The organism is Shigella sonnei (assembly GCF_002950395.1).
Lineage (GTDB): Bacteria > Pseudomonadota > Gammaproteobacteria > Enterobacterales > Enterobacteriaceae > ECMA0423.
In genome coordinates this window covers 183,150-205,763 of record NZ_CP026802.1, presented here as the reverse complement: position 1 = coordinate 205,763, position 22,614 = coordinate 183,150, and the positions used below count along the sequence as shown (strand labels likewise).

Annotated in this window: 20 protein-coding genes; 8 read left to right on the top strand and 12 right to left on the bottom strand. The window is 50.5% G+C overall.

The features are described from left to right. Positions 1–14: 14 nt before the first annotated feature. The 3 genes from C1P89_RS01190 to upp form a co-directional block, all read right to left on the bottom strand. A complete protein-coding gene (locus tag C1P89_RS01190) occupies positions 15–716 on the bottom strand; it encodes a DnaA inactivator Hda (protein WP_001307333.1) in 702 nt (233 codons plus the stop codon). Positions 717–810: 94 nt separating this feature from the next. After that, complete coding sequence (uraA, locus tag C1P89_RS01185) at positions 811–2,100, bottom strand: uracil permease (protein WP_000198328.1); 1,290 nt, start codon at positions 2,098–2,100, stop codon at positions 811–813. Positions 2,101–2,185: 85 nt separating this feature from the next. Then, on the bottom strand, positions 2,186–2,812 hold the full coding sequence (gene upp, locus C1P89_RS01180) for a uracil phosphoribosyltransferase (RefSeq protein WP_001295473.1): 627 nt from the start codon (positions 2,810–2,812) through the stop codon (positions 2,186–2,188). A 324-nt stretch (positions 2,813–3,136) separates the two neighbouring features. On the opposite strand from upp, the gene purM reads away from it, so the two are divergent. The 4 genes from purM (at position 3,137) to ppx (ending at position 8,595) form a co-directional block, all read left to right on the top strand. Beyond that, positions 3,137–4,174 (top strand): phosphoribosylformylglycinamidine cyclo-ligase, encoded by a 1,038-nt coding sequence (purM, locus tag C1P89_RS01175; RefSeq protein WP_001295474.1) that lies wholly within the window; start codon positions 3,137–3,139, stop codon positions 4,172–4,174. Beyond that, on the top strand, positions 4,174–4,812 hold the full coding sequence (gene purN, locus C1P89_RS01170) for a phosphoribosylglycinamide formyltransferase (RefSeq protein WP_001028603.1): 639 nt from the start codon (positions 4,174–4,176) through the stop codon (positions 4,810–4,812). Before purM ends, purN begins: the two co-directional genes overlap by 1 nt. 170 nt (positions 4,813–4,982) lie before the next feature. Further along, positions 4,983–7,049, top strand: a complete 2,067-nt coding sequence (gene ppk1, locus C1P89_RS01165; protein WP_000529576.1) for a polyphosphate kinase 1 — start codon at positions 4,983–4,985, stop codon at positions 7,047–7,049. A gap of 4 nt (positions 7,050–7,053) precedes the next feature. After that, positions 7,054–8,595 (top strand): exopolyphosphatase, encoded by a 1,542-nt coding sequence (gene ppx, locus C1P89_RS01160; protein WP_001121363.1) that lies wholly within the window; start codon positions 7,054–7,056, stop codon positions 8,593–8,595. Between the two features lie 38 nt (positions 8,596–8,633). Here the strand turns inward: ppx and pdeF are convergent, their stop codons facing one another. Next, positions 8,634–10,877, bottom strand: coding sequence for a cyclic-guanylate-specific phosphodiesterase PdeF (gene pdeF / locus C1P89_RS01155; RefSeq protein WP_000772790.1), 2,244 nt, complete (start codon positions 10,875–10,877; stop codon positions 8,634–8,636). Between the two features lie 181 nt (positions 10,878–11,058). Next, positions 11,059–11,211: a hypothetical protein gene (locus tag C1P89_RS25725; RefSeq protein ID WP_000017562.1), complete on the bottom strand. Its 153-nt coding sequence runs from the start codon at positions 11,209–11,211 to the stop codon at positions 11,059–11,061. 17 nt (positions 11,212–11,228) lie between these two features. Here C1P89_RS25725 and C1P89_RS01150 point away from each other — a divergent pair, with 17 nt between their 5' ends. The 3 genes from C1P89_RS01150 to C1P89_RS01140 all read left to right on the top strand — a co-directional run bounded on the left by C1P89_RS01150 (position 11,229) and on the right by C1P89_RS01140 (position 12,804). After that, entirely contained in the window at positions 11,229–11,420 is a 192-nt protein-coding gene (locus C1P89_RS01150; RefSeq protein ID WP_000076001.1) for a YfgG family protein, read from the top strand. 310 nt (positions 11,421–11,730) lie between these two features. Next, positions 11,731–12,249, top strand: coding sequence for an outer membrane lipoprotein (locus tag C1P89_RS01145; RefSeq protein ID WP_001295476.1), 519 nt, complete (start codon positions 11,731–11,733; stop codon positions 12,247–12,249). Positions 12,250–12,264: 15 nt separating this feature from the next. After that, positions 12,265–12,804, top strand: coding sequence for a DUF5384 family protein (locus C1P89_RS01140; RefSeq protein ID WP_000755180.1), 540 nt, complete (start codon positions 12,265–12,267; stop codon positions 12,802–12,804). A 94-nt stretch (positions 12,805–12,898) separates the two neighbouring features. Here the strand turns inward: C1P89_RS01140 and guaA are convergent, their stop codons facing one another. Continuing rightward, positions 12,899–14,476, bottom strand: a complete 1,578-nt coding sequence (guaA, locus tag C1P89_RS01135; protein WP_000138283.1) for a glutamine-hydrolyzing GMP synthase — start codon at positions 14,474–14,476, stop codon at positions 12,899–12,901. Positions 14,477–14,544: 68 nt separating this feature from the next. Beyond that, on the bottom strand, positions 14,545–16,011 hold the full coding sequence (gene guaB / locus C1P89_RS01130) for an IMP dehydrogenase (protein WP_001299507.1): 1,467 nt from the start codon (positions 16,009–16,011) through the stop codon (positions 14,545–14,547). A 161-nt stretch (positions 16,012–16,172) separates the two neighbouring features. Here guaB and xseA point away from each other — a divergent pair, with 161 nt between their 5' ends. After that, positions 16,173–17,543, top strand: coding sequence for an exodeoxyribonuclease VII large subunit (xseA, locus tag C1P89_RS01125; protein ID WP_000937933.1), 1,371 nt, complete (start codon positions 16,173–16,175; stop codon positions 17,541–17,543). Here the strand turns inward: xseA and C1P89_RS01120 are convergent. The 5 genes from C1P89_RS01120 to hisS all read right to left on the bottom strand — a co-directional run bounded on the left by C1P89_RS01120 (position 17,540) and on the right by hisS (position 22,515). Then, entirely contained in the window at positions 17,540–17,755 is a 216-nt protein-coding gene (locus C1P89_RS01120; protein ID WP_001297332.1) for a zinc ribbon domain-containing protein, read from the bottom strand. The two genes, xseA and C1P89_RS01120, sit on opposite strands and share 4 nt — an antisense overlap. 68 nt (positions 17,756–17,823) lie before the next feature. Further along, the gene (gene der, locus C1P89_RS01115; RefSeq protein ID WP_005136520.1) at positions 17,824–19,296 is read right to left on the bottom strand and encodes a ribosome biogenesis GTPase Der; all 1,473 of its coding nucleotides are present in this window, start codon (positions 19,294–19,296) and stop codon (positions 17,824–17,826) included. 117 nt (positions 19,297–19,413) lie between these two features. Further along, complete coding sequence (gene bamB, locus C1P89_RS01110) at positions 19,414–20,592, bottom strand: outer membrane protein assembly factor BamB (RefSeq protein WP_001177048.1); 1,179 nt, start codon at positions 20,590–20,592, stop codon at positions 19,414–19,416. A 10-nt stretch (positions 20,593–20,602) separates the two neighbouring features. After that, on the bottom strand, positions 20,603–21,223 hold the full coding sequence (gene yfgM, locus C1P89_RS01105) for an ancillary SecYEG translocon subunit YfgM (RefSeq protein WP_000409207.1): 621 nt from the start codon (positions 21,221–21,223) through the stop codon (positions 20,603–20,605). A gap of 17 nt (positions 21,224–21,240) precedes the next feature. Continuing rightward, the gene (gene hisS / locus C1P89_RS01100; RefSeq protein ID WP_001107150.1) at positions 21,241–22,515 is read right to left on the bottom strand and encodes a histidine--tRNA ligase; all 1,275 of its coding nucleotides are present in this window, start codon (positions 22,513–22,515) and stop codon (positions 21,241–21,243) included. Between the last annotated feature and the right edge of the window lie 99 nt (positions 22,516–22,614).

The following is a 22,614-nucleotide window of genomic DNA, read 5'->3' as shown; positions in this document are numbered from 1 at the left end:
AATAAACACCTTATCTACAACTTCAGAATTTCTTTCACAAACGGAATGGTCAGCTTACGTTGCGCGGTAATCGACGCACGATCCAACTGATCCAACGTCATAAATAGCGTGCGCATTTCTCTGTCGAGCCGCTTCAGCAAGAAACGCCCCACATCTTCCGGCAGTTCAAAACCACGCAAACGCGCGCGTAACTGTAGCGCCTGCAACTTATCTTCATCAGAAAGTGGCTGCAATTTGTAGATCTGCCCCCAGTCGAGTCGCGACGCGAGATCCGGTAATCCCAGATTCAACTGCCGCGGTGGACGATCGCCGGTGATCAACAATCGTGTTTTGCCCGATTCCAGAATTCGATTGTAGAGATCGAAAATCGCCATCTCCCACAACTCATCGCCTGCAATACACTCAATGTTGTCGATACAGACCAGCGACAAATGCTCCATACCGTCGAGCACTTCCGGAACAAACCAGGTGCGTTTATCCAGCGGGACATAGCCCACCGCATCGCCACGCTGCGACAATTCCGCGCAAGCCGCGTGCAGCAGATGGCTGCGCCCCGCGCCTTCGCGTGCCCAGAGATAGATGTAACCGCTATGTTCCTGACGCAGCACGTTTTGCAGCGCAGCCAGTAAAGAGGAGTTATCCCCCGGCCAGAAACTTGCAAAGGTTTCGTCGTCAGGAAGATAAAGTGGCAAAGAGAGCTGTGCCGGTGTGTTCAGAGATACCTCAACCAGGATTTCACAAAATCGCGAGAAGTTTACCACAGAATCCCATGATGTTTGAACCGGGCAGCAACACTGCCCGGTCGGTACATTATTTGTCTGTTATATCCGCGTCTTCTGCGTCCAGCACCACTTCTTCAGGGCGCAGCACACTAATCAGTTTGAAGATCAAACTTAAGCCGATACCGACGATGGTCGCCAGCGCCATACCTTTCAGCTCCGCCGCGCCAATGTTTACCTTCGCGCCACTGACACCGATGATCAAAATCACGGAAGTCAGGATCAGGTTCTGTGCTTTGTTGTAATCCACTTTTGATTCGATCAAAACACGAATACCGGAAGCACCGATGACACCATAAAGCAGCAGCGAAACGCCGCCCATCACCGGCAATGGGATCATCTGGATAGCGGCAGCCAGTTTACCGACGCAGGAAAGCAGGATAGCGAAAATCGCCGCCCCACCGATAACCCAGGTACTGTAAACACGGGTGATCGCCATCACGCCAATGTTTTCTCCGTAAGTGGTATTTGGCGTAGAGCCAAAGAAGCCGGAGATCACAGTCGACAGGCCGTTAGCAAACATCGAACGGTGCAGACCTGGATCGCGCAGCAGATCTTTTTTGACGATATTAGCCGTTACTACCAGGTGCCCTACGTGTTCGGCAATAACCACTAACGCCGCTGGCAGAATAGTCAGAATGGCAAACCACTCGAAGCGCGGCGTATAGAGGGTTGGCAGCGCAAACCAGTGAGCATTAATAATCGGCGTGGTATCGACAATTCCCATTGCGAAAGAGAGCGCGTACCCCACCAGCACGCCAATTAAAATCGGGATAATTGCCAGGAAACCACGGAACAGCACGGAACCTAAAACCGTGACCGCCAGGGTGGTAATAGAGATGATGATGGTTTTGGAGTCTGGCGTTTGCCCTTCAGCCGGGAGTAAACCCGCCATACCGGCAGCTACGCCCGCCAGCTCCAGACCGATGACGGCAACGATTGCGCCCATTGCCGCAGGTGGAAACAGCACGTCCAGCCAGCCGGTCCCCGCTTTCTTCACGATAAAAGAAACCAGGCAGAACAGCACGCCGCACATAATAAAGCCGCCCAGCGCGACTTCATACCCTAACGGCAACAGTAACAATACCGGTGAAATAAAGGCAAAGCTGGAACCAAGATAAGCCGGAATTTTCCCTTTACAGATGAAGAGATACAGCAGCGTTCCAATACCGTTAAATAACAGTACAGTCGCCGGGTTAATATGAAATAAGACGGGCACCAGGACGGTTGCACCAAACATGGCGAACAAATGTTGCAAACTAAGCGGGATTGTCTGTAAAAGTGGCGGTCTTTCACTCACCCCGATAGCACGGCGCGTCATAGTATTATCCTCTGTATTATGTGTTATAGGCGCTTTACTCAAAAAAAAGCCGACTCTTAAAGTCGGCTTTAATTATTTTTATTCTTTATTTCGTACCAAAGATTTTGTCACCGGCATCGCCGAGGCCCGGAATAATGTATCCGTGCTCGTTCAGTCCCTGGTCAATCGATGCGGTATACAGTTCGACGTCCGGGTGCGCTTTTTCCAGCGCAGCGATACCTTCTGGCGCAGCTACCAGCACCAGAACTTTGATGCTGCTGCAGCCCGCTTTTTTCAGCAGGTCGATGGTCGCGATAACGGAACCACCGGTTGCCAGCATTGGGTCAACGATCAGCGCCATACGCTCATCGATGTTAGAAACCAGTTTCTGGAAGTACGGTACCGGCTCCAGCGTTTCTTCATTACGGTACATACCGACAACGCTGATGCGCGCGCTCGGAACATTTTCCAGCACACCGTCCATCATCCCCAGACCGGCACGCAGAATTGGCACAACGGTAATTTTCTTACCTTTGATCTGGTCGATTTCTACCGGGCCGTTCCAGCCTTCGATAGTTACTTTTTCCGTTTCGAGGTCGGCGGTCGCTTCGTAAGTCAGCAGGCTACCCACTTCGGAAGCGAGTTCGCGAAAGCGCTTGGTGCTGATATCTTGCTCACGCATCAGTCCCAGCTTGTGTTTGACGAGTGGGTGTTTGACTTCCACGATCTTCATACTCTTTCTCCTTTGAGGGGCAGCCACAAAAAAAATCGACGGATTATACCTCCTTTCTTCAAGGCGGCAATATTCTTTTCGTTGACTTTAGTCAAAATGATAACGGTTTGAGATAAAGTTATTTTATATTCAAATGGTTATGAAAGAAGATTATTCCATCCGAAAACTAACCTTTGCCCTGGCACAAGTCTTCTTTCGCCGCGCGTCTGGGGAAAAGACGTGCAAAAAGGTTGTGCAAAGCAGTCTCGAAAACGTTTGCTTTCCCTGTTAGAATTGCGCCGAATTTTATTTTTCTACCGCAAGTAACGCGTGGGGACCCAAGCAGTGACCGATAAAACCTCTCTTAGCTACAAAGATGCCGGTGTTGATATTGACGCGGGTAATGCTCTGGTTGGAAGAATCAAAGGCGTAGTGAAGAAAACGCGTCGTCCGGAAGTGATGGGCGGTCTGGGCGGCTTCGGTGCGCTGTGTGCATTGCCGCAAAAATATCGTGAACCCGTGCTGGTTTCCGGCACTGACGGCGTAGGTACCAAGCTGCGTCTGGCAATGGACTTAAAACGTCACGACACCATTGGTATTGATCTGGTCGCCATGTGCGTTAATGACCTGGTGGTGCAAGGTGCAGAACCGCTGTTTTTCCTCGACTATTACGCAACCGGAAAACTGGATGTTGATACCGCTTCAGCGGTGATCAGCGGTATCGCGGAAGGATGTCTGCAATCGGGCTGTTCACTGGTGGGTGGCGAAACGGCAGAAATGCCGGGGATGTATCACGGTGAGGATTACGATGTCGCGGGTTTCTGCGTTGGCGTGGTAGAAAAATCAGAAATCATCGACGGCTCTAAAGTCAGCGACGGCGATGTGCTGATTGCACTCGGTTCCAGCGGTCCGCACTCGAACGGCTATTCGCTGGTGCGCAAAATTCTTGAAGTCAGCGGTTGTGATCCGCAAACCACCGAACTTGATGGTAAGCCATTAGCCGATCATCTGCTGGCACCGACCCGCATTTACGTGAAGTCAGTGCTGGAGTTGATTGAAAAGGTCGATGTGCATGCCATTGCGCACCTGACCGGCGGCGGCTTCTGGGAAAACATTCCGCGCGTATTGCCAGATAATACTCAGGCAGTGATTGATGAATCTTCCTGGCAGTGGCCGGAAGTGTTCAACTGGCTGCAAACGGCTGGTAACGTTGAGCGCCATGAAATGTATCGCACCTTCAACTGCGGCGTCGGGATGATTATCGCCCTGCCTGCTCCGGAAGTGGACAAAGCCCTCGCCCTGCTAAATGCCAACGGTGAAAACGCGTGGAAAATCGGTATCATCAAAGCCTCTGATTCCGAACAACGCGTGGTTATCGAATAATGAATATTGTGGTGCTTATTTCCGGCAACGGAAGTAATTTACAGGCAATTATTGACGCCTGTAAAACCAACAAAATTAAAGGCACCATACGGGCAGTTTTCAGCAATAAGGCCGACGCGTTCGGCCTTGAACGCGCCCGCCAGGCGGGTATTGCAACGCATACGCTCATCGCCAGCGCGTTTGACAGTCGTGAAGCCTATGACCGGGAGTTGATTCATGAAATCGACATGTACGCACCCGATGTGGTCGTGCTGGCTGGTTTTATGCGCATTCTCAGCCCGGCGTTTGTCTCCCACTATGCCGGGCGTTTGCTGAACATTCACCCTTCTCTGCTGCCGAAATATCCCGGATTACACACCCATCGTCAGGCGCTGGAAAATGGTGATGAAGAGCACGGTACATCGGTGCATTTCGTCACCGATGAACTGGACGGTGGCCCGGTTATTTTACAGGCGAAAGTCCCGGTATTTGCTGGTGATACGGAAGATGACATCACCGCCCGCGTGCAAACCCAGGAACACGCTATTTATCCACTGGTGATTAGCTGGTTTGCCGATGGTCGTCTGAAAATGCACGAAAACGCCGCGTGGCTGGATGGTCAACGTCTGCCGCCGCAGGGCTACGCTGCCGACGAGTAATGCCCCGTAGTTAAAGCGCCAGCTCTGCCGCTGGCGTTTTTCAATTCACCTGTAAATCGCAAGCTCCAGCAGTTTTTTTCCCCCTTTTCTGGCATAGTTGGACATCTGCCAATATTGCTCGCCATAATATCCAGGCAGTGTCCCGTGAATAAAACGGAGTAAAAGTGGTAATGGGTCAGGAAAAGCTATACATCGAAAAAGAGCTCAGTTGGTTATCGTTCAATGAACGCGTGCTTCAGGAAGCGGCGGACAAATCTAACCCGCTGATTGAAAGGATGCGTTTCCTGGGGATCTATTCCAATAACCTTGATGAGTTCTATAAAGTCCGCTTCGCTGAACTGAAGCGACGCATCATTATTAGCGAAGAACAAGGCTCCAACTCTCATTCCCGCCATTTACTGGGCAAAATTCAGTCCCGGGTGCTGAAAGCCGATCAGGAATTCGACGGCCTCTACAACGAGCTGCTGCTGGAGATGGCGCGTAACCAGATCTTCCTGATTAATGAACGCCAGCTCTCCGTCAATCAACAAAACTGGCTGCGTCATTATTTTAAGCAGTATCTGCGTCAGCACATTACGCCGATTTTAATCAATCCTGACACTGACTTAGTGCAGTTCCTGAAAGATGATTACACCTATCTGGCGGTGGAAATTATCCGTGGCGATACCATCCGTTACGCGCTGCTGGAGATCCCATCAGATAAAGTGCCGCGCTTTGTGAATTTACCGCCAGAAGCACCGCGTCGACGCAAGCCGATGATTCTTCTGGATAACATTCTGCGTTACTGCCTTGATGATATTTTCAAAGGCTTCTTTGATTATGACGCGCTGAATGCCTATTCAATGAAGATGACCCGCGATGCCGAATACGATTTAGTGCATGAGATGGAAGCCAGCCTGATGGAGTTGATGTCTTCCAGTCTCAAGCAGCGTTTAACTGCTGAGCCGGTGCGTTTTGTTTATCAGCGCGATATGCCCAATGCGCTGGTTGAAGTGTTACGCGAAAAACTGACTATTTCCCGCTACGACTCCATCGTCCCCGGCGGTCGTTATCATAATTTTAAAGACTTTATTAATTTCCCCAATGTCGGCAAAGCCAATCTGGTGAACAAACCACTGCCGCGTTTACGCCATATTTGGTTTGATAAAGCCCAGTTCCGCAATGGTTTTGATGCCATTCGCGAACGCGATGTGTTGCTCTATTATCCTTATCACACCTTTGAGCATGTGCTGGAACTGCTGCGTCAGGCTTCGTTCGACCCGAGCGTACTGGCGATTAAAATTAACATTTACCGTGTGGCAAAAGATTCACGTATCATCGACTCGATGATCCACGCTGCGCACAACGGCAAGAAAGTGACCGTGGTGGTTGAGTTACAGGCGCGTTTCGACGAAGAAGCCAACATTCACTGGGCGAAGCGCCTGACCGAAGCAGGCGTGCACGTTATCTTCTCTGCGCCGGGGCTGAAAATTCACGCCAAACTGTTCCTGATTTCACGTAAAGAAAACGGTGAAGTGGTCCGTTACGCACACATCGGGACCGGGAACTTTAACGAAAAAACCGCGCGTCTTTATACTGACTATTCGTTGCTGACCGCAGATGCGCGTATCACCAACGAAGTACGGCGGGTATTTAACTTTATTGAAAACCCATACCGCCCGGTGACATTTGATTATTTAATGGTGTCACCGCAAAACTCTCGCCGTCTGTTATATGAAATGGTAGACCGCGAAATCGCCAACGCGCAGCAAGGGCTGCCCAGTGGTATCACCCTGAAGCTAAATAACCTTGTCGATAAAGGCCTGGTTGATCGTCTGTATGCGGCCTCCAGCTCCGGCGTACCGGTTAATCTGCTGGTTCGCGGAATGTGTTCGCTGATCCCCAATCTGGAAGGCATTAGCGACAACATTCGTGCCATCAGTATTGTTGACCGTTACCTTGAACATGACCGGGTTTATATTTTTGAAAATGGCGGCGATAAAAAGGTCTACCTTTCTTCCGCCGACTGGATGACGCGCAATATTGATTATCGTATTGAAGTGGCGACACCGCTGCTCGATCCGCGCCTGAAGCAGCGGGTGCTGGACATCATCGACATATTGTTCAGCGATACGGTCAAAGCTCGTTATATCGATAAAGAACTCAGTAATCGCTACGTTCCCCGCGGCAATCGCCGCAAAGTACGGGCGCAGTTGGCGATTTATGACTACATCAAATCACTCGAACAACCTGAATAACCCTATGCCAATACACGATAAATCCCCTCGTCCGCAGGAGTTTGCTGCGGTCGATCTTGGTTCAAACAGTTTTCACATGGTCATAGCCCGTGTGGTAGATGGTGCCATGCAGATTATTGGCCGCCTGAAACAGCGGGTGCATCTGGCGGACGGCCTGGGGCCAGATAATATGTTGAGTGAAGAGGCAATGACGCGCGGTTTGAACTGTCTGTCGCTGTTTGCCGAACGGCTACAAGGGTTTTCTCCTGCCAGCGTCTGTATAGTCGGCACCCATACGCTGCGTCAGGCGCTGAACGCCACTGACTTTCTGAAACGCGCGGAAAAGGTCATTCCCTACCCGATTGAAATTATTTCCGGTAATGAAGAAGCCCGTCTGATTTTTATGGGCGTGGAACATACCCAACCGGAGAAAGGTCGCAAACTGGTTATTGATATTGGCGGCGGATCTACGGAACTGGTGATTGGTGAAAATTTCGAACCGATTCTCGTTGAAAGCCGCCGGATGGGTTGTGTCAGCTTTGCCCAGCTTTACTTCCCTGGCGGGGTCATCAATAAAGAGAATTTTCAGCGCGCTCGTATGGCGGCAGCACAAAAACTGGAAACTTTAACCTGGCAATTCCGTATTCAGGGCTGGAACGTGGCAATGGGCGCTTCCGGTACCATAAAAGCCGCCCATGAAGTGTTAATGGAAATGGGCGAGAAAGACGGGATAATTACCCCGGAACGTCTGGAAAAACTGGTAAAAGAAGTTTTACGTCACCGTAATTTCGCATCGCTGAGTTTACCGGGTCTTTCCGAAGAGCGGAAAACAGTCTTCGTTCCTGGACTGGCGATTTTATGCGGTGTGTTTGATGCTTTAGCCATCCGTGAACTGCGCCTTTCTGACGGGGCGTTACGCGAAGGCGTACTGTACGAAATGGAAGGACGTTTCCGTCATCAGGATGTGCGTAGTCGCACCGCCAGCAGCCTCGCCAACCAGTATCACATCGACAGCGAACAGGCCCGACGGGTGCTGGATACCACTATGCAAATGTACGAACAGTGGCGGGAACAGCAACCGAAGCTGGCGCATCCGCAACTGGAGGCGCTACTGCGATGGGCCGCCATGCTGCATGAGGTCGGGTTGAATATCAACCACAGCGGTTTGCATCGCCACTCCGCTTATATTCTGCAAAACAGTGACTTGCCGGGTTTTAATCAGGAACAGCAGCTGATGATGGCGACACTGGTGCGCTATCACCGTAAAGCGATTAAACTCGACGATCTGCCGCGCTTTACCTTGTTTAAGAAGAAACAGTTCCTGCCACTGATTCAGCTATTGCGCCTTGGCGTATTACTCAACAATCAACGTCAGGCAACCACCACACCGCCAACATTGACACTGATTACTGATGACAGTCACTGGACACTGCGTTTCCCGCATGACTGGTTTAGTCAGAATGCGTTGGTACTGCTTGATCTGGAAAAGGAGCAAGAATACTGGGAAGGCGTGGCTGGCTGGCGGTTGAAAATTGAAGAAGAAAGTACACCTGAAATCGCCGCTTAATGCTTTGCGGGCCGACGAGAAATGTCGGCCCGCATTATTCAGGCACTTTCGCGAATGGGTTCGATTTCATTCAACGTATCAATTAACGGCTGCGGCTTACCAATAAGATAACCCTGCATATAATCGATCCCCAAAGAGAGCACCGCCTCGCGGATCTCTTCGTTTTCAACGTACTCTGCCACTACCCGCATTTTCTTCATTCGCGCCAGATGGCAAATCGACGCCACAATCTGATAATCCAGACTATTTGACACAATATTGCGGATAAAGCTGCCGTCAATTTTAAGCAGATCGGCATTCACATTTTTAAGCCGTGCATAGCTGGCGTAGCCGGTGCCGAAATCATCAATCGCAATCTGGCAGCCTAATTCCTGAAGATGCTGCAAGGTGATTTGCGCCTGCTTAACATTGGTCAGAGCATTACTTTCGGTGACTTCAAAAATAAGTTGCCACGCTTCAATCTGATATTTAGCCAGCAACTGACTGACTTCAACAGGAAAACGAGCCTGACATACCGAGGTTGGAGACAGATTAATAGCAAAACGGTGAGCGGGCATCTTCGCTCTGTTTTCAGCCATAAATTGCAGCGTATGCTCAATGACCCACATGTCGATACTCGACGATAAACCAAATTCGTGCGCGACCGGCAAGAAGCTATCGGGGACGATCAGTTCATCATTCTCACCTTTCATGCGCAGAAGAATTTCATGGTAAACATCACCACGCATACCGGTAATCGGCTGGGCCATCAGGAAAAAATGGTTGTGTTCCAGCGCCTGCTGTAGTCGATTCATCATCGCGACTTTATCTTTCAATTCGCGTTGCAAATACATTGCCCCGCGACGCTGCATATTTTCCGGGGCGTTGGTCACGATGGAAAGTTCGGCGACCGTATTTAGCTCTCCCAGCAGCAGGTAGATATGATTCACTGGCGAGCGCACATAGCAGTAACTGACGCCAATCTGCGGTTGCATCGGCATCCCATCCCAAAAGAAACGAAATTGCTTGAGATGACTATCCAGTGCGGTAATGCGCTCCTGGTGCGATTCTGTATTCAGTCGCAGCGCGAGATCGTTACCCGAAAGCTGATAAACATCTTCACCCGGTTCCAGCAAGGGTGACAGCCAGTGAGAAAGTTTTTGCTTGTATTGAATCCGCAGCATGATGCCATAGTTCTTAACCAGCATTTCCATGCCAGGGATGCGTAAATAACAAAGCGCAGACCAGGGAGCATCACGCAACGCGCGATTCAGGGCGCGAACATTTGGCAGATGAACCACCGGGTCCATATACGCAAGCCGCTGAATGCGTCTGACTACCGCTCTCTGACGGGTTGCCAGTACAGCCATATAATTGACAATAAAAGAGAATACCAGATAACTGGAGGAGGTTATGGTCAGCTGCGTGGTATAGCCAGGATAAATGGGAATGTAATTTTGATAGCTGTGGATGCTGATCATCAACACGACCGCCCAGAGCAGCGAAATCAGCTTATAACCATAGCGCATCGCTCCCCACATCATCAGGGGCAGCAATAATGACAAGGTATAATTGGTGCTAAAAATTGTGCTTTTTTCATTTAACGGCATGCATAACAGCAACAATAAAGCACCTAATGCCAGTAGCCAGAGCGCGAACTCTTTTTTGGTGACTTTGGCATCAACCTGCTGTTTTAATTGCGAATAATAGCTACGTAAATAAAATGGATTTCGCACTACCCGAATGATGAAGTAGCACAGCGGGACACCGATCAGATTACCCACCAGTAAGGCCTGATAATTGATTAAAGTCCCGAGGTTAAAAGGCATGACACCGACCAGATTTTCTCTGCTCGCCAGTAATCCTACAAATGCAGCAAACTGGAAAAGTATCAGAAACAGCGTTGCAGGAAACACAATCTGCCAGAATATACGCTGGGAAATTAAACGGGTATCACCATGTGAAACGTTGTTACGCCGGGGAGTAAAGACCCTGTAACCGCCCCAACAGAGAATGATAATGATAATAAAATTAGCCGTTAATGATAGCGTTTCGTAAAAACCCAGCTCTGCATATTTGCGGACAAAAATCCCTAAGGCGATCCCTGGCAATGCCGCCCAGCTGAAAAACATCATCATGCTGATCATCAGTGCCAGAGGCAGATAAAAGAGAAAAACCTCACCGGAAGAAATATGCGCGAAAGTATTAATGTGGGCGAAAATGGGCAAGATTAAAGAAGGCAGGAACAGCGGAAGCCCCCACCATTTATCACGCATTTTTATATAAGTTGCATTCAGTTTCATAGATGCTCAGCAGAATCCCCCACATCCTGAAGGAGGTGTATTCAGACAGGCATCCCACCTGACTTCGAATGATGATTATTCATCACTATAGAGAGCATTGATTCTAAGTGTCATATGAAAGTTCCAATTGATATATATCAAACAAAATAACCCTGATTAATGAATTATTACGTTTATCATGTTAATTCATCATTATTACATCATCATTGTAAATAATTAAATTAACTTCCATAACATTAAAATATGTATCCACTGACGTTTTTTTACATAACGAAGAATTGACCATTTTGTCCTGTTGTGCCTTAATGTAAGTACCGTCCACAGCGTGGGACATACTTCAAGGAACCTTTTGTGAGTCAGGCAACCAGTATGCGAAAACGACACCGATTTAACAGTCGCATGACCCGTATCGTACTGCTCATCAGCTTTATCTTCTTCTTTGGCCGTTTTATCTACTCGTCCGTCGGTGCCTGGCAGCACCATCAGAGCAAAAAAGAAGCTCAGCAATCCACACTCTCCGTCGAATCACCGGTACAACGTTAGCGGTTACCTTCTTCACTTTCACAGAACATAACGGCACTTCGCTGTCGGATGCTTTTGCTCTTTGGGATTATCAAAGCGGCAGATATTCTTTCATCTTAAATTTTACGTCTTTGTCCTGACTGATGTTTATCCTGTTTGGCTGCGGAATAAATATAAAATTAATATATATGTTGTAATGATATATTTTTATAAATTATTCCCTGCGTGAATTTTAATAAATTTAATCTATCCCTTTATACGCAATACATTTACTTTCCTCTTTTGATGATCTTAAATGTCTTATTTTTCGTAATGTGTATAACAAGGAATAGTGATGAAATTTAAAAAATGTCTTCTGCCTGTGGCAATGTTAGCGTCATTCACTCTGGCAGGATGCCAGTCAAATGCTGACGATCATGCCGCCGATGTTTATCAAACCGATCAACTGAATACCAAACAAGAAACTAAAACCGTTAATATTATTTCCATTCTTCCCGCAAAAGTTGCCGTAGACAACTCCCAAAATAAACGGAACGCACAAGCCTTCGGCGCGCTTATTGGCGCAGTCGCTGGCGGTGTTATCGGCCACAACGTCGGTTCTGGCAGCAATTCCGGAACGACGGCAGGGGCAGTTGGCGGCGGAGCTGTAGGCGCGGCAGCGGGTTCTATGGTGAATGATAAAACCTTAGTGGAAGGTGTTTCTTTAACATATAAGGAAGGCACCAAAGTGTATACCTCCACCCAGGTGGGTAAAGAGTGCCAGTTTACGACAGGTTTAGCCGTTGTTATTACCACAACGTATAACGAAACGCGTATTCAGCCAAATACTAAATGTCCTGAAAAGAGCTAATAATCAGGAGGAGTCATGAAGAAAGTTTTTCTTTGCGCCATCTTAGCCTCCTTAAGCTATCCGGCTATCGCCTCATCATTGCAGGATCAACTCTCTGCTGTCGCAGAAGCGGAACAGCAAGGTAAAAATGAAGAGCAAAGGCAGCATGACGAATGGGTCGCGGAGCGCAACAGGGAAATCCAGCAAGAGAAGCAACGTCGCGCAAATGCCCAGGCCGCCGCTAACAAAAGAGCGGCAACGGCAGCGGCAAATAAGAAAGCTCGTCAGGATAAACTGGACGCCGAAGCCACTGCGGACAAAAAACGCGATCAAAGTTATGAAGATGAGCTACGCAGCTTAGAGATTCAGAAACAAAAACTGACGCTGGCGAAAGAAGAAGCCCGCGTTAAGCGAGAAAACGAATTTATCGATCAGGAACTGAAGCACAAAGCTGCGCAAACCGATGTGGTGCAATCTGAAGCTGACGCCAACAGAAATATGACTGAAGGCGGTCGCGATCTGATGAAAAGCGTGGGCAAAGCAGAAGAGAACAAATCGGACAGCTGGTTTAATTAATCGATGTTAGTAACTTCAAGCCTATGATTCTTGAAGATAAAAAACCCTCTGTAGTAACAGAGGGTTTTGTTCATTCATAGTGCAGGGATTAAAATCATTCCCACTCAATGGTAGCTGGCGGCTTGCCGCTGATGTCATACACCACGCGGGAAATACCGTTCACTTCATTGATAATGCGGTTGGAAACGCGACCGAGGAAATCGTACGGCAGACGCGCCCAGTGTGCGGTCATAAAGTCGATGGTTTCGACAGCACGCAGAGAGACAACCCAGTCATACTTACGACCATCGCCCATTACGCCAACGGAACGTACCGGCAGGAACACAGTGAACGCCTGGCTGACTTTGTCGTACAGGTCCGCTTTACGCAGTTCTTCAATGAAGATGGCGTCAGCACGGCGCAGCAGGTCACAGTACTCTTTCTTCACTTCACCCAGCACACGAACGCCAAGGCCTGGTCCCGGGAATGGGTGACGGTACAACATGTCGTACGGCAGGCCCAGCTCCAGACCAATCTTACGCACTTCGTCTTTGAACAGCTCTTTCAGCGGTTCAACCAGGCCCATCTTCATCTCTTTCGGCAGGCCGCCCACGTTGTGGTGAGATTTGATGACGTGTGCTTTACCGGTTGCAGACGCCGCAGATTCGATAACGTCAGGGTAGATGGTGCCCTGCGCCAGCCACTTCACGTCTTCCAGTTTCAGCGCTTCTTCATCGAATACTTCAACGAAAACGCGACCGATGATTTTACGTTTTGCTTCCGGATCGTTTTCGCCAGCCAGCGCTGACAGGAAGCGATCTTCTGCCGGAACGTGAACAATGTTCAGACCAAAGTGATCGCCAAACATATCCAGAACCTGCTCTGCTTCGTTGAGACGCAGCAGGCCGTTGTCGACGAATACGCAAGTCAGGTTTTTACCGATAGCGCGGTGCAGTAGCATTGCGGTTACGGAGGAATCCACGCCACCAGAGAGGCCGAGGATGACTTTATCGTCGCCTACCTGCTCACGGATGCGGGCTACAGCATCGTCGATAATTTTCGCTGGCGTCCACAGGGCTTCACACTGGCAGATATCACGCACAAAACGCTCCAGCATGCGCATACCCTGGCGGGTGTGAGTCACTTCCGGGTGGAACTGTACGCCATAGAAGCGTTTTTCTTCGTTAGCCATAATGGCAAACGGGCAGCTTTCGGTGCTGGCTACGGTGACGAAGTCGGACGGGATAGCGGTAACTTTATCGCCGTGGCTCATCCAGACATCGAGCAGCGGTTTACCGTCTGCGGTCAGCGCATCTTCGATACCGCGAACCAGTGCACTGTCGTTTACGACTTCAACCTGCGCGTAGCCAAATTCACGTTCGTTAGAGGCTTCAACGTGACCGCCCAACTGCATTGCCATGGTCTGCATGCCATAGCAAACGCCGAATACCGGTACGCCTGCTTCAAAGACATACTGCGGCGCACGCGGGCTGTTTTCTTCAGTAGTACTTTCCGGGCCGCCGGAAAGAATAATGCCGCTTGGATTGAAGTCACGAATTTGTGCTTCTGTCACATCCCACGCCCACAGTTCGCAGTAAACACCCAGCTCACGCACGCGGCGCGCAACCAGTTGAGTGTACTGAGAACCGAAGTCCAGAATGAGGATGCGATGCTTATGAATGTTTTCCGTCATTGACGCTTATTCCGAGGCAAGTGAAACAGATAATATAAATCGCCCGACATGAAGTCGGGCGAAGAGAATCAGGAGCCCAGACGGTAGTTCGGGGACTCTTTAGTAATGGTCACGTCGTGAACGTGGCTTTCCTGAATGCCCGCACCGCTGATACGTACAAACTCCGCTTTAGTACGCAGTTCGTCGATAGTACCACAGCCGGTCAGACCCATACAGGAGCGCAGGCCGCCCATCTGCTGGTGAATGATCTCTTTCAGGCGACCTTTATAAGCTACGCGACCTTCGATACCTTCCGGCACCAGTTTGTCGGCAGCGTTATCGCTCTGGAAATAACGGTCAGAGGAACCTTTGGACATCGCGCCCAGGGAACCCATACCACGGTAAGATTTGTAAGAACGGCCCTGGTAGAGTTCGATTTCACCCGGAGATTCTTCAGTACCCGCCAGCATGGAACCTACCATCACCGCGCTTGCGCCAGCGGCGATAGCTTTGGCGATGTCGCCGGAGAAGCGAATACCACCATCTGCGATAACCGGAATACCGGTGCCTTCCAGGGCTTCAACTGCGTCAGCAACGGCAGTGATCTGCGGAACACCTACGCCAGTAACGATACGAGTCGTACAGATAGAACCAGGGCCGATACCGACTTTAACCGCGCTGCAACCAGCTTCTGCCAAAGCGCGTGCACCTGCAGCTGTTGCCACGTTGCCGCCGATGATTTGCAGATCCGGATATTTAGCACGGGTTTCACGGATACGCTGCAAAACGCCTTCTGAGTGACCGTGGGAGGAGTCGATCAGCAGAACGTCAACGCCAGCGGCAACCAGCGCGTCAACACGCTCTTCGTTACCCGCACCTGCGCCAACTGCAGCACCAACACGCAGACGGCCTTGCTCGTCTTTACAGGCGTTCGGTTTACGTTCCGCTTTCTGGAAGTCTTTCACGGTGATCATGCCGATCAGGTGGAATTCGTCATCAACCACCAGCGCTTTTTCAACGCGTTTTTCGTGCATTTTTGCCAGCACCACTTCACGGGCTTCACCTTCACGCACGGTGACCAGACGCTCTTTCGGCGTCATGTAAACGCTAACCGGCTGGTTCAGGTCGGTAACAAAACGCACGTCACGACCGGTGATAATACCCACCAGTTCGTTTTCTTCGGTAACGACCGGATAGCCCGCAAAACCGTTACGCTCGGTCAGTTCTTTCACTTCGCGCAGCGTCGTGGTTGGCAGAACAGTCTGCGGATCAGTCACCACACCAGATTCGTGTTTTTTCACACGGCGAACTTCTTCTGCCTGGCGTTCAATGGACATGTTTTTGTGGATAAAGCCGATACCGCCTTCCTGAGCCAGAGCAATAGCCAGGCGCGCTTCCGTTACGGTATCCATTGCTGCGGAAAGCATAGGGATATTCAGACGAATAGTTTTCGTCAGCTGGGTGCTGAGGTCAGCAGTATTCGGCAGAACGGTAGAATGAGCAGGAACGAGGAGAACGTCGTCAAACGTCAGAGCTTCTTTAGCGATACGTAGCATGGGCAATATCTCGACCAGAGTGGTTAATAAATATTGCCGCGGCATTATACAGAGCGTAACCGATTGCATCTACCCCTTTTTGCAAAAAATGCTTGCTATCCCCGAAGGGCGGGTTACTATCGACTGAATAACCTGCTGATTTAGAATTTGATCTCGCTCACATGTTACCTTCTCAATCCCCTGCAATTTTTACCGTTAGTCGCCTGAATCAAACGGTTCGTCTGCTGCTTGAGCATGAGATGGGACAGGTTTGGATCAGCGGCGAAATCTCTAATTTCACACAACCGGCTTCCGGTCACTGGTACTTTACACTCAAAGACGACACCGCCCAGGTACGCTGCGCGATGTTCCGCAACAGCAACCGCCGGGTGACCTTCCGTCCACAGCATGGACAACAAGTTTTAGTTCGCGCCAATATTACGCTCTACGAGCCGCGCGGTGACTACCAGATAATCGTTGAGAGTATGCAGCCGGCCGGTGAAGGGCTGCTGCAACAGAAGTACGAACAGCTCAAAGCGAAGTTGCAGGCTGAAGGTTTGTTCGATCAGCAATACAAAAAACCACTTCCCTCCCCTGCGCATTGCGTTGGTGTGATCACCTCAAAAACCGGTGCTGCGCTACATGATATTTTGCATGTGTTAAAACGTCGCGATCCTTCTCTACCGGTGATCATCTACCCCACCGCCGTTCAGGGCGATGACGCACCGGGGCAAATTGTTCGCGCCATTGAACTGGCGAATCAGCGCAATGAGTGCGACGTGTTGATCGTTGGGCGCGGCGGCGGTTCGCTGGAAGATTTATGGAGTTTTAACGACGAACGCGTAGCGCGGGCGATTTTTGCCAGCCGCATTCCGGTCGTCAGCGCCGTCGGGCATGAGACGGATGTGACCATTGCCGATTTTGTTGCCGATCTGCGTGCGCCAACGCCGTCTGCCGCCGCTGAAGTAGTGAGCCGTAATCAGCAAGAGTTACTGCGCCAGGTGCAATCGACCCGTCAACGGCTGGAGATGGCGATGGATTATTATCTCGCCAACCGCACGCGTCGCTTTACGCAGATCCATCACCGATTACAGCAACAGCATCCGCAGCTCCGGCTGGCACGCCAGCAAACCATGCTTGAGCGCCTGCAAAAGCGGATGAGCTTTGCGCTGGAAAATCAACTTAAGCGTACCGGGCAACAGCAGCAGCGGTTAACACAGCGGCTGAATCAGCAAAATCCACAGCCGAAGATTCATCGCGCGCAAACGCGCATTCAGCAACTGGAATATCGTTTAGCAGAAACCCTGCGCGTACAGCTTAGCGCCACGCGTGAACGTTTCGGTAATGCAGTAACGCACCTCGAAGCCGTAAGCCCACTGTCAACGCTGGCGCGTGGATACAGCGTTACTACTGCTACTGACGGCAATGTACTGAAAAAAGTGAAGCAAGTTAAAGCGGGTGAAATGCTAACCACACGTCTGGAAGACGGCTGGATAGAAAGTGAAGTTAAAAACATCCAGCCAGTAAAAAAATCGCGTAAAAAGGTGCATTAAGCCAGCACGAATTCAACGCGTTTTTTCGATATCAAGCCATGCCCGTGCTGACAGAAGTAATCTACTGCACCGCAGGCTTTTAACACCTGCAACGGTTGATGGCAGTCTGGACAAAGAGCTTTCATTTCAATAATTTCCCCGCAGGATGGGCAACGCGCATGGCCGTTATCCTGATCAAGCACATGCTGACATTGTGGACAATGCAGTTCCATATGAATTCCTCCGGTAGCCATCCCTCTACATTCATAGAGGGAATGGCAGATAAAATACTTACGGATAATTATTTATTTTTCTTGATGTGCTTCATCAGACGCTTACGTTTACGCATCTGGGTTGGCGTCAGGGTGTTACGCTTGTTCGCATACGGGTTTTCCCCTTCTTTGAACTGAATACGAATCGGCGATCCCATTACGTCCAGCGATTTGCGGAAGTAGTTCATCAAGTAGCGCTTGTAGGAATCAGGCAGGTCTTTCACCTGATTACCGTGAATCACCACAATCGGCGGGTTATAACCACCAGCGTGGGCATATTTCAGCTTCACACGACGACCGCGTACCAGCGGCGGTTGGTGATCTTCAACAGCCATCGTCATGATGCGCGTCAGCATAGAGGTCCCCACACGACGGGTGGAGCTGTCATACGCTTCACGTACTGATTCAAACAAGTTACCAACACCACTGCCGTGCAAGGCAGAGATAAAGTGCACACGAGCAAAATCGATAAAGCCCAGACGGAAGTCCAGCGTTTCTTTCACCTGCTCTTTCACTTCCTGGCTCAGGCCATCCCACTTATTCACCACAATGACAAGTGAGCGCCCACTATTGAGAATAAAGCCCAGCAGCGAGAGATCCTGATCGGAAATACCTTCGCGCGCATCAATCACTAACATCACCACGTTGGTATCTTCAATGGCCTGCAACGTTTTGATTACGGAGAATTTCTCTACAGCATCGGTGATTTTGCCGCGTTTACGTACGCCAGCGGTGTCAATGAGCACATACTCACGTCCATCGCGTTCCATTGGAATGTAGATACTGTCACGCGTCGTGCCAGGCATGTCATAAACAACAACGCGCTCTTCACCAAGAATACGGTTAGTGAGTGTAGACTTACCTACGTTCGGACGACCCACAATCGCCAGTTTGATCGGCAGACTTTGCGGGTCGAAGTCGTCTTCCTCTTCTTCTTCGCCGTTCTCTTCCGCTTCAAATTGCGCCCAGTATTCAGCGTCTTCGTCGACTTCCTCTTGCGGTGCGAGATCTTCCATCCACGGCAGCAGCACACGCTCCAGCAGACTTAATACGCCACGACCGTGAGATGCGGCGATCGGGTAGATTTCACCTAAACCAAGCGAGTAGAAATCAACCACTGCCTGATCGGGATCCAGACCGTCAGTTTTGTTTGCCACCAGGAAGGTCGGTTTTTCACGAGAGCGCAGATGTTTGGCAATCGCTTCATCTGCCGGCATCAAGCCCGCGCGCGCATCCACCATAAACAGTACGACGTCCGCTTCTTCAATCGCCAGCAGCGACTGTTCCGCCATGCGGGTTTCTACACCGTCTTCTGTGCCATCAATCCCGCCGGTATCAATACAGATAAACTCACGGCCTTCAATTTCCGCACGACCGTACTTACGGTCACGAGTCAGACCCGGGAAATCCGCAACCAGCGCATCTCGGGTGCGAGTTAGACGGTTAAATAACGTGGATTTTCCTACGTTAGGGCGCCCGACAAGCGCGACCACAGGTACCATGTTTAAAGCCTCATTTTTATAAATCATCAGACAACGCACGCTATATTCGCGTCGTTGTTAAAAACAGGAAAACGGCCCCTGTCCAGGAGCCGTTTTCAAAGTGAACGACAGAGACGATTAACGTGTAATAGAGTACACGGTTCCGTCTTTTGCCTGGATCAGCAGTTTGCCGTCAGCGGCAACCGGTTCAGTCTGGAAACCGGAACTATCAACTTTTTGCTGGGCAACGAAACGACCATCTTCGACGTTAATCCAGTGCAGATAACCTTCACTGTCACCTACCACCAGGTTGCCATTATACAGCACCGGCGAAGTCAGCAGGCGATGCAGCAGATCGCTTTGTGTCCACAGCGTAACGCCGCCATCAATGGTCAACGCCATCACCCGGTCATTTTGATCGACCAGATAGATGCGATTGCCGTCGACGATGAAATCATTCACCGAACCCAGTTCGCGTTTCCACATAATCTGACCACTGCGCAGATCAAGCGCCGTCAGGTTACCATTATAGGCCAGAGCGAAAACAACGCCGTTAACAACGACGGGAGTCGTGTCAACATCGCTCAGACGGTCAATTTCGGTAGAACCGGTCGCCTGGGAAATACGCTGCTGCCAAATCATCTGGCCCTGTTCCATCAGCACTGCGCTGACGCGACCATTATCGCCCCCCACGACGGCCGCACCAAAAGCCGTTGCCGGCGCAGACTCGCCACGCAAAGAGAGCGAAGGCATATCGAGGTTAACTGTCCATTTGACAGCGCCGTCAGCTTCGTTCAGCGCTTGTAACTGACCGTTACTAGTGTGGATTAACACCAGACCGTCGCTGACCACCGGGCGAGAAAGTGCTTCACCCGCGACTTTAGTTTGCCATGCCACAGTACCATCGCTGGTATTCAGCGCGTAAACCTGCGCCTTTTCGCTGCCAATGTAGACATGCCCACCAGACACGGTCACACCGCCAGAAAGTAATGCAGGCTCTTTAGAGAACCAGCCATCTTTCTCGGCCAGGCTGACAGACCAGATTTCTTTGCCATCATCCGCATTCAGCGCTTTTACCAAACCAGCGCGGTCCGCTGCATAGACAACGTTGTCCGCCAGTGCCGGATGAAGATTGGAATAGAAGTTGCCAATGCCGCTACCAACGGAAGTGCTCCACGCCGTGGTCGGCGTAAACTGGTTTTCAACGGTTGGCAATGGGGACATCTTTACCACATCTTCTTCGCTGTTAAACAGCGAACAGCCGCTTAAAAGGGTAACGGAAAGCAGTCCTGGCAGCAGTAATTTACGCAATTGCATCGGGTCCCTCTCAGATGGACAAATTATTAATTTTCATCTGCATCATTTCGCTCAGTGCCGGAGTAACATCGCTTTTCACGCCTGCTTCCCATGCACTACGCGCACCTTGCTTATCACCTTTGCTCAACAATGCTTTACCACGCAGGTCGGCAACAATGGCAGCCCACCCTTCACCTTTGATGGTATCAAGGGTTTTCAGCGCGGCATCAGCCTGCTTGAGCTGTACCTGAACGCGAGCAAGACGCAGATTTATCACGGCTTTGAGATTTTCATCACTCGTGTCTGCCAGCCCCTGTTGTAACTGGGCGGCAGCTTTCTCTAGTTCATTTTTGTCAACAAATTGCTGCGCAAGTTCCAAAGAAGCCAGCGCACCATAAGTATTTTTATTTTCAGCAGCAAATTTTTCCGCCGCCGGGATGCTATCCGGTTTGCCTTCGCTCACTGCGGTAACCGCATTTTGATAGGCAAGAGAAGCGGAGCGTGCAGAATCAACCTGATGGCTGTTCCAGTAGCGCCAGCCAATCAGTGCGCCAACGCCCAAAATCACCCCAACAGCCAGTGCTTTGCCATTTTCAGCAAAAAAGCGTTTAACCGCTTCTACCTGGTCGTTTTCGTTCTCGTAAATTTCCACGCTGTCCTTCTCCTTCCTTAACCCAGTAACGTGCGCAAATGCGCGGCTACGCTATCCTGCGCAACTGCCGTTTGCTCACCAGAGCGCAAATCCTTCACTACTGCTGTGCCGTTAGCCACTTCAGACTCACCCAGCACCACAGCAACGCGGGCACCCCATTTATCAGCACGGGCAAACTGTTTCTTAAAGTTGCCGCCGCCGTGGTTGGTCATCAATTTCACGCCCGGTAATTCATCACGCAGACGCTCAGCTAATGCCATAGCCGCAGATTGTGTATCAGCACCTGAAGCCACCAGGTATATATCGACAACAGGATCGGCTTTAAATTCCGGATTAACGGCCTGTACTAACAATACAAGACGTTCGAGGCCCATCGCAAAACCGACTGCCGGTGTTGCACGACCGCCCAGTTGTTCCACCAGACCGTCATAACGACCGCCTGCACACACGGTGCCCTGGGAGCCGAGGCTGTTAGTCACCCACTCGAAAACGGTACGGTTATAGTAATCCAGACCACGCACCAGACGCTGGTTTACGGTGTAAGCGATCCCCGCGCTCTCAAGCAGTTTGCACAGACCGGCAAAATGCTCACGAGATTCCTCGTCCAGATAATCACCTAATGCCGGAGCGTCGTTGAGAAGCGCCTGCACTTCCGGATTTTTTGAATCCAGCACGCGCAGCGGGTTAGTGTACATGCGGCGTTTGCAGTCTTCGTCCAGCTTTTCTTTATGCTGCTCAAGGAATGCCACCAGCGCATCGCGGTAATTGGCGCGTGCTTCCAGCGAACCAATAGAGTTCAGCTCAAGAGTTACGTGTTCGAAGATACCCAGCGCACGCCACCAGCGGGCAGTGAGCATAATCAGTTCAGCGTCGATATCCGGACCTTGCAGACCGAAAACTTCGCAGCCCAACTGATGGAACTGACGATAACGCCCTTTCTGCGGACGCTCGTGACGGAACATCGGCCCGATATACCACAGACGCTGTTCCTGATTGTACAGAAGACCATGCTCGATGCCGGCGCGTACACAGCCCGCCGTCCCTTCAGGGCGCAGAGTCAGGCTGTCGCCATTGCGATCCTCAAAGGTGTACATCTCTTTTTCAACCACGTCGGTGACTTCACCAATCGCACGTTTGAATAGCGGGGTCTGCTCTACAATCGGCAAGCGGATTTCACTGTAACCGTAGCTGCCGAGCACGTTTTTCAGTGTGCCTTCAATGCGCTGCCAGATGGCCGTTTCGCCAGGCAGGTAATCGTTCATGCCGCGAATGGCTTGAATGTTTTTTGCCACGTTTATTCTCTTTCTGAATATAAAAATGAACCCTCAACGCTTCCCTCAATGTTTCGGGAGCCATGCGGGTTCAATCATACACGGGAAGCGAGGCGCTTC

Excerpts from the sequence above, each read along its gene's own strand:
- guaA (WP_000138283.1), bottom strand. The coding sequence starts at position 14,476 with ATGACGGAAAACATTCATAAGCATCGCATCCTCATTCTGGACTTCGGT.
- ppx (WP_001121363.1), top strand. The coding sequence starts at position 7,054 with ATGCCAATACACGATAAATCCCCTCGTCCGCAGGAGTTTGCTGCGGTC.
- bamB (WP_001177048.1), bottom strand. The coding sequence starts at position 20,592 with ATGCAATTGCGTAAATTACTGCTGCCAGGACTGCTTTCCGTTACCCTT.
- ppk1 (WP_000529576.1), top strand. The coding sequence starts at position 4,983 with ATGGGTCAGGAAAAGCTATACATCGAAAAAGAGCTCAGTTGGTTATCG.
- C1P89_RS01140 (WP_000755180.1), top strand. The coding sequence starts at position 12,265 with ATGAAGAAAGTTTTTCTTTGCGCCATCTTAGCCTCCTTAAGCTATCCG.
- der (WP_005136520.1), bottom strand. The coding sequence starts at position 19,296 with ATGGTACCTGTGGTCGCGCTTGTCGGGCGCCCTAACGTAGGAAAATCC.
- purN (WP_001028603.1), top strand. The coding sequence starts at position 4,174 with ATGAATATTGTGGTGCTTATTTCCGGCAACGGAAGTAATTTACAGGCA.
- pdeF (WP_000772790.1), bottom strand. The coding sequence starts at position 10,877 with ATGAAACTGAATGCAACTTATATAAAAATGCGTGATAAATGGTGGGGG.
- guaB (WP_001299507.1), bottom strand. The coding sequence starts at position 16,011 with ATGCTACGTATCGCTAAAGAAGCTCTGACGTTTGACGACGTTCTCCTC.
- upp (WP_001295473.1), bottom strand. The coding sequence starts at position 2,812 with ATGAAGATCGTGGAAGTCAAACACCCACTCGTCAAACACAAGCTGGGA.
- uraA (WP_000198328.1), bottom strand. The coding sequence starts at position 2,100 with ATGACGCGCCGTGCTATCGGGGTGAGTGAAAGACCGCCACTTTTACAG.
- C1P89_RS25725 (WP_000017562.1), bottom strand. The coding sequence starts at position 11,211 with ATGTCCCACGCTGTGGACGGTACTTACATTAAGGCACAACAGGACAAA.
- C1P89_RS01120 (WP_001297332.1), bottom strand. The coding sequence starts at position 17,755 with ATGGAACTGCATTGTCCACAATGTCAGCATGTGCTTGATCAGGATAAC.
- xseA (WP_000937933.1), top strand. The coding sequence starts at position 16,173 with ATGTTACCTTCTCAATCCCCTGCAATTTTTACCGTTAGTCGCCTGAAT.